Source organism: Roseomonas sp. GC11 (assembly GCF_024437745.1).
Taxonomy (GTDB): Bacteria; Pseudomonadota; Alphaproteobacteria; order Acetobacterales; family Acetobacteraceae; genus Pseudoroseomonas.
Window position 1 is genome coordinate 1 of record NZ_JANFNY010000177.1, and the last position, 2,233, is coordinate 2,233.

Sequence of the window (2,233 nt, forward strand, 5' to 3'; positions counted from 1 at the left end):
TTCTTTGAGTTCGTCCCCGCCCTGGTGGACGCGCAGATCAGCCTGCCAGCCAGCTGATGCCACGGCGCCCAACTGAGAGCTGATCTCGGGCCGCTGCACGGCAAACGCTACGCCGCGCAGCAGCAACAGCCGGCCCGCAGCGGGCGGCCAGGTCGGTGGCTATGGCGCCAGCCCCCGCCAGATGAGTTCGCCCCCGAGCACCAGCAGGCCGACGAAGAAGCAGAGCCGGAAGGTCTCGGGCCTCACTCGTGCCCGGAGCCAGTTGCCGAACGCCATGCCCGCGAGAGCGGGCAGGACCGCCAGCAGGGAGGCGGCCGAGGCGGCGAGCGGCAGCGCGCCATGCAGCGCAAGGCCACCGGCAAGCGCGAGGGTGGAGACGGTGAAGGACAGGCCGAGCGCCTGCACGAGGTCGTCACGCTCCAGTCCGAGCGAGCCGAGGTAGGGCACGGCAGGGATGACGAACACGCCCGTCGCGCCCGTGACCAGCCCCGTGACCGTGCCGACGAGAGGCCCCGCCCAGGGTTCCGCGGCAGGCGGCACGCGCAGCCTGAACTTTGCGATCCCGACGAGGCCGTAGAAGGCCAGCGCGGCGCCGAGGAATGCTGTGGCGGCGCCCGTGGCAGTCCCGGCGATCACCCCCGACCCGGTAACGGTGCCCGCGACGACGCCCAGCATCATGGGCCAGAGGCGGCGCAGGAGATCGCCGAAGCGTGGGCCGGCGAGGAGTTGCCATAGGTTCGTCACAAGCGAAGGGACGAGAAGCAGCGCGGCAGCTTCGACGGGCAGCATGGCAAGGCCGAGCAGCCCCATGGCGACCGTCGGCAGGCCGAGCCCGATCACGCCCTTCACGAGTCCTGCGAACAGGAAGGTGCCGGTGAGGAGTGCGGCGTAGGGCAGGAGATCCATCATGGTCGGGATGTTGCGACCCATGCCCCTCTGCCACAATGCGGGAGTGGCGTAATGTGCCTTAGTCTGAAACAGAGGCAGGACGCCGCTGATGCACTTCGACCTGACCGACCTCCGCCTCTTCCTCCATGTCGCGGAGGCGGGGAGCATCACGGCTGGTGCCCAGCGATCCGGCCTTGCCCTGGCATCGGCCAGCGCGCGCATCCGGGGCATGGAGGAGCAGGCCGGGGTCCCGCTGCTGGAGCGCGGCCGGCGCGGCGTGGAGCCGACGCCCGCGGGCCGAGCATTGCTGCGCCATGCGCGGCTGGTGACAGCGCAGGTGGAGCGGATGCGCGGCGAACTGGGCGAATACACCCGCGGGCTGAAGGGGCATGTCCGCCTGGCTGCCAACACCGCCGCCGCGGCTGTGCACCTGCCCGAAATTCTGGCGGCCTTCCTGAGCGCGAACCCGAATGTCGACCTGGAACTGGATGAGCGCTCCAGCCCTGAGGTGGCGCGCGTGGTCGCGGAGGAGGGGGCCGAGATCGGGATTGCGGCCGACCACGCGGACCTGTCGGGCCTGGAGGTCACGCCCTTCCGGACTGACCGCCTGGTGCTGGTCGCGCCGCGCGGTCATCCTCTGGCCGGCCGCGTGCGGATCGGCTTCGCGGAGGCGCTGGGGAGCGAGTTCGTCGGCCTTTCCGGCGATGTCGCGCTGGGTGGGCACCTCGACGGGCACGCAGCGCGGGCGGGCGGGCGCATACGGACGCGTGTTCGCGTGCGCGGGCTGGACGCCGTCTGCCGCATGGTTGCGCTTGGTGCGGGCATCGCCGTGGTGCCGGAGGTGATGGCGCGGCGGTGGGGTGAAGCGGGTGCGCTCGCCTTCGTCTCCCTGGAGGATCCATGGGCCGAGCGGCGGTTGGTGATCGTCGTGCGGCGGTTCGACTTGCTGTCGTCCCATGCGCGACGATTGGCCAAGCATCTTGCTGTAGCCGCTGGAGAATGGCGCAGTGAACCCGGAAATCCACCCTGACAGGTGGCCGCTCAGGGCGGCTGGTATAATGCCACGCCGCCCCGATTGGCTGGTCCGGCTGGCAGCCCTGCTGGCGGCGGCAGAAAGCCGCCCCTTCGACGGCGCCAGTTGGAACTGTGGCCGCTTCGCGCTGGCGGCGGTGGAGGCCGTCACCGGCCGGCGGCCTGCCTGGCGGCCCGCTCCCTCCCTGGCCAGCATCGCCGACACGGCCGGCTTTCCGCGTCTACCGCCAGCTTTCGCTCGGCCCGGTGACGTGGTCCTGGCGCCGGATCCGGACCGCCTGGGCGTTGTCCTTGACTACGGCCGCGTGGCCTT

The 2,233-nt window shown here is 71.1% G+C and carries 3 protein-coding genes; 2 read left to right on the plus strand and 1 reads right to left on the minus strand.

The features are described 5' to 3' along the window. Window positions 1–159 precede the first annotated feature (159 nt). Window positions 160–930 (minus strand): sulfite exporter TauE/SafE family protein, encoded by a 771-nt coding sequence (locus NON00_RS24405; RefSeq protein WP_256025406.1) that lies wholly within the window; start codon window positions 928–930, stop codon window positions 160–162. Window positions 931–997: 67 nt separating this feature from the next. Here NON00_RS24405 and NON00_RS24410 point away from each other — a divergent pair, with 67 nt between their 5' ends. Both NON00_RS24410 and NON00_RS24415 read left to right on the plus strand, forming a co-directional pair. Then, window positions 998–1,918 carry a LysR family transcriptional regulator gene (locus tag NON00_RS24410; protein ID WP_256025407.1) on the plus strand — a complete coding sequence of 307 codons (921 nt, stop codon included), beginning with the start codon at window positions 998–1,000 and terminating at the stop codon, window positions 1,916–1,918. Between the two features lie 28 nt (window positions 1,919–1,946). Then, the coding region (locus NON00_RS24415; RefSeq protein ID WP_256025408.1) for a DUF6950 family protein at window positions 1,947–2,233 on the plus strand (287 nt) is incomplete at its 3' end.

Bases quoted from the DNA above. Each gene is read 5' to 3' on its own strand.
- NON00_RS24405 (WP_256025406.1), bottom strand. From the start codon at position 930: ATGGGTCGCAACATCCCGACCATGATGGATCTCCTGCCCTACGCCGCA.
- NON00_RS24410 (WP_256025407.1), top strand. From the start codon at position 998: ATGCACTTCGACCTGACCGACCTCCGCCTCTTCCTCCATGTCGCGGAG.